Source organism: Janthinobacterium sp. FT14W (genome assembly GCF_009208755.1).
Taxonomy (GTDB): domain Bacteria; phylum Pseudomonadota; class Gammaproteobacteria; order Burkholderiales; family Burkholderiaceae_D; genus Janthinobacterium; species Janthinobacterium violaceinigrum.
The window spans coordinates 1-4135 of sequence record NZ_WFLL01000097.1 but is presented as its reverse complement, the minus strand read 5'-3'; the positions used below and the strand labels follow the sequence as shown (position 1 = coordinate 4135).

At 63.0% G+C, this 4135-nt stretch carries 4 protein-coding genes; 1 reads left to right on the top strand and 3 read right to left on the bottom strand.

Annotated elements, in window-relative coordinates; genetic code table 11:
- Positions 1–156: 156 nt before the first annotated feature.
- Positions 157–684 (bottom strand): RNA polymerase sigma factor, encoded by a 528-nt coding sequence (locus tag GCN74_RS28050; RefSeq protein WP_152259692.1) that lies wholly within the window; start codon positions 682–684, stop codon positions 157–159.
- Positions 685–1014: 330 nt separating this feature from the next.
- On the opposite strand from GCN74_RS28050, the gene GCN74_RS28045 reads away from it, so the two are divergent.
- Positions 1015–1581, top strand: a complete 567-nt coding sequence (locus GCN74_RS28045) for a YceI family protein (RefSeq protein WP_152259691.1) — start codon at positions 1015–1017, stop codon at positions 1579–1581.
- A gap of 374 nt (positions 1582–1955) precedes the next feature.
- On the opposite strand, the gene GCN74_RS28040 is transcribed toward GCN74_RS28045, so the two are convergent.
- Positions 1956–3764 carry an NAD(P)/FAD-dependent oxidoreductase gene (locus GCN74_RS28040; RefSeq protein WP_152259690.1) on the bottom strand — a complete coding sequence of 603 codons (1809 nt, stop codon included), beginning with the start codon at positions 3762–3764 and terminating at the stop codon, positions 1956–1958.
- A 143-nt stretch (positions 3765–3907) separates the two neighbouring features.
- Positions 3908–4135: helix-turn-helix domain-containing protein (locus GCN74_RS28035; protein WP_193317304.1), on the bottom strand; the 228-nt coding region annotated here is incomplete at its 5' end.

The window sequence follows — 4135 nt, the reverse complement described above, 5'->3', positions numbered from 1 at the left end:
TGCGGGCCAGCGCATCCCAGGCGTGCTGGTGGCGCGCATCGGCCGCCAGCCAGGCGTGCAGCGCCGCCAGCTCGGGCGCGGCCAGGCCCGCATCGTGGCGCAGCAGCCATTGCGCGGCCTGGAAGTCGATCTCGTCTGCCGTGGAAGTTGTCTGTGTCATGCGCTGTCTTTTCCAGTCACGCGGTCGGGCAAGCCTTTTTTGCAGGCCAGCATGCCGTTGATGATATGTTTTTCCACCATGTTGACGGAGATGCCCATCTGGGCGGCGATTTCGATCTGGCTCAGGCCATCGAATTTGTACAGCGCGAAGGCCTGGCGGCAGCGCGGCGGCAGCGATTCGATGATGGCCAGCAGCCGCTTCATGGTTTGCCGGTCGTGCAGGCGCTGCTCCGGTTCGTCGGCGCGCGGGGCGCGCAGCTGCAGCTGGGGCGTGTCGATGTCGTCGTGGGGCCGGCGCCGGAGCAACCGCTGTTCGTCGATGACGATGTTTTTCGCTGTCACGTACAGCAGCGCGCGCTGGCCGCTGTCGGGCGCCGCGTCGGCGCGCAGGGCGGGGGCGCCCCCTTGCGGCTCGCGCGCCAGGATGCGGGCATAGGCTTCCTGCACCACGTCCTGCGCCTTGTCGCGGCAGCCCGTGGAGCGCGAAATCAGGCGCAGCAATTCCTGGTAATAGCGTTCAAGCACCGCGCGTTTCCCCGTGATCAAAGCGCGCCATGATAGCAAGCCCATCAAATAATAACAAGAATCATTCTCATCTGTGATGCGCGGTCCCGTTGGATAGCGCTGGATATTTTTGTCAACACGGACAATAATCGGCAGCAGAAGGCGCTGTCGCGGACAGTATGGGCGTTACTATCGATTTTTTCGATGCTAACTAGGTATATTTTCCGTTTTACATCGATCTTCATGCCATGCATAATCTGTTGCAACTGAAGCCAGACAACCGGCCGCCCGCATCTTCGCCGGCAGCCGGTTGCGGTTTTGACATCCTCCACTCCCTGTTAGGAATCCACAATGAAAAAACTGCTCGCTTTTATCGCCGCCGCCGGCTTCTCGCTGTCCGCCGTTGCCGCTCCTGAAGTCTATGTCATCGATGGCAGCCACACCTTCCCCCGTTTCGAGTACACCCACATGGGTTTCTCGACGCAGCAAAGCCGTTTCAATAACACCACCGGCAAGGTCACCCTGGACCGCGCCGCCAAGACGGGTGCCGTCGAAGTGCTGATCGACACCAAGTCCGTCGACACGGGTTCGACCCTGTTCAACTCGCACATCCAGGGCGAAGACTTCCTCGACACGGCCAAATACCCGGTCGCCACCTACAAATCGAGCAAGTTCAATTTCGACGGCGACAAGCTCGCTTCCGTGGAAGGCAGCCTGACCCTGAAAGGCGTGACCAAGCCAGTGACCCTGACCGTCACCTCGTTCACCTGCGCCCCGCACCCGATGCTGAAAAAAGACGCTTGCGGCGCCAACGCCACGGCCAAGATCAAGCGCTCGGAATTCAACGCGGGCAAATATGCGCCAGCCGTCAGCGATGACGTGACCCTGACGTTTGCCATCGAAGCGATCAAACAATAAAACGTGTGACAAAATCTACTGCGCGTCGCGCTTTGCGGCCTGCGATGCTCACCGTGCTTAAGCACGGCTGCGCTTCTCGGCCACAAATCATCGCCGCTCGCTACGATTTTGTCAGACGTTACTCTGGTGATGATTGATAGCCACTACCGATCAGTAGCGGCAGTAATGGAAAAAGGCGGCGGACTTCGGTACGCCGCCTTTTTTTCGATAGTAGGTCGGATTAGCGCGGCAAAGCCACGCGTACTCCGACATGCGCCGCCAACAACGTGTCGGATTACGCGCGTCCCGCGTTAATCCGACCTACGCGGTTTGGCAGGTATCACAAGTAGCGGCGGGCCAGGGCCCGCCGCTTTTTTTCGGCCAGCGAATCAAGATCACGCCAGGTGATGCACCTGCTGCTGCCCGTACACGGGCGTAGCCAGTCCCTCCATGCGCGCCTTCAGCTGCAGCGACAGGTACTGGGAATAGTGGCGCGACTGGTGCAGGTTACCGCCGTGGAACCACAGCGCCTGCTGCTGCGTGGGCTTCCACATATTGCGCTGCTCGCCCTCCCACGGGCCCGGGTCCTTCGTCGTGGCCGAACCCAGTCCCCACACCTTGCCCACCTTGTTCGCTACTTCCGGTGAAATCAGGTCGGCCGCCCAGCCATTCATGGAGCCGTAGCCGGTGGCGTACACCACCAGGTCGGCCGGCAGTTCCGTGCCGTCCGACAGCACGATGGAACGGCTTTTCAGTTCCTGCACGCCGACGCCGCTTTTCAGCTTGATCTTGCCTTCCGCGACCAGCTCCGAGGCGCCCACGTCGATGTAGTAGCCGGAGCCGCGGCGCAGGTATTTCATGAACAGGCCGGAATCGTCGTCGCCGAAATCGAGCATGAAGCCCCGTGCCTCCAGGCGCGCATAAAAGTCCGCATCGCGCTCGCGGATGGCCTTGAAGACGGGCTTCTGGAAGTCGGCCAGCAGCTTGTACGGGATCGAGGCAAACGTCAGGTCGGCCTTGGCCGTCGTCATGCCGGCCGCCAGCGCCCGTTCCGAATACAGGTCGCCCAGCGCCAGGTCCATCAGCGAATCGGACTTGACGATGTGCGTCGACGAGCGCTGCACCATGGTCACGTCCACGCCCGCTTCCCACAGGGCGGCGCAGATATCGTGCGCGGAATTGTTCGCGCCGATGACCACCACCTTCTTGCCGACATACGCGTCCGGCCCCGGATGCTGCGACGAGTGCTGCTGCTCGCCCTGGAACACGTCCATGCCCTTGAACTTCGGCATGTTGGCCTTGCCCGACATGCCCGTGGCCAGCACCAGCTGCTTCGGCTTCAGGGTGACGGCCTGGCCGTCGCGCAGCACCTGCACCGTCCACTCGCCGGCAGCTTCGTCGAAGCTGGCCGATTCGCATGAAGTCGAGCCCCAGTAGTTCAGCTCCATCACATTGGTGTACATTTCCAGCCAGTCGCCCACCTTGTCCTTGGGCGTGAAGACGGGCCAGTTGTCGGGGAAGGGGATGTAGGGCATGTGGTCGTACCAGACGGGATCGTGCAGGCACAAGGACTTGTAGCGCTTGCGCCAGCTGTCGCCGGGGCGCGCATTTTTCTCGATGATGATGGTGGGGACGTTCAATTGCCGCAGGCGCGCGCCCAGCGCAATGCCGCCCTGGCCGCCGCCGATGATGACGCAATAGGGCTGGCGCGCGTAGCCGAGTTCCCTGGCATCCTGTTCGCGGTGCTCCAGCCAGCTGCTGCGGTTCGTGCGCGCGCCATGTTCGGCGCCCATGGGCCGGCGTGCGCCCCTGGCTTCTTCAAAGCCCTTCAATTCGCTCATGGTGGTGAGCAGGGTCCAGATCTTGCCGTCGCGGATGCGGATGAAGCCCACGCCGCGCGCCGCGTCCGTTTCCACCGTGATCCAGCTTTGCAGCACGCCGCCGGCCTCGCTGGCATGTTCGCCGTCGGCGATGCGCATCGTTACCGGCTGCACGGCGCCCATCTGCGCGGCCAGCATGGCGGCGATCTGTCCGCGGCCTTCCAGGGTCTTCAGGTTCCAGGTAAACAGCACCAGGTCGCGCCAGTAGCCGTCGCTTTCAAACAGCTGCGCTGCCCCCGTGCTGTCGCGGGCGCGCAGGGCACCCTCGAGCTGTTCCAGGATGCCGGCCACGGCCAGGTCGTGCGGGTTGGTATCGGTATGCATCGTGTCTCCTCCAAGTCTGCTGACTTTATGATGGGATGCGGCTGTGTTGCCGCTGACGATGTTGTAACACCGGCGTTTTGGCGCCGCATCCTGCAGCGCAGCATGGCGGTCATTGAGACGGAAGTCTCAGCTTTCCGGACTGCTTACTGCCGGTGCGGCGGCACGATTTTCAGCTGCTTGAGGCGCCGGTACAGGGTGGCGCGCGAGACGCCCAGCATGGCTGCCGCCTGCAGCGGGCGCCATTTGGCGGCATTCATGGCGTGCACGATGCGCGTGCGTTCGGCCAGTTCCGGCGGCGAGTATTCCGCGCCTGCGGCGGCCGCCGCTGCGTCGCGCGCGACGCGCGGACGCGCGCTGGCCTGGCGCAGCGG

Excerpts from the sequence above, each read along its gene's own strand:
- GCN74_RS28045 (WP_152259691.1), top strand. The coding sequence starts at position 1,015 with ATGAAAAAACTGCTCGCTTTTATCGCCGCCGCCGGCTTCTCGCTGTCC.
- GCN74_RS28040 (WP_152259690.1), bottom strand. The coding sequence starts at position 3,764 with ATGCATACCGATACCAACCCGCACGACCTGGCCGTGGCCGGCATCCTG.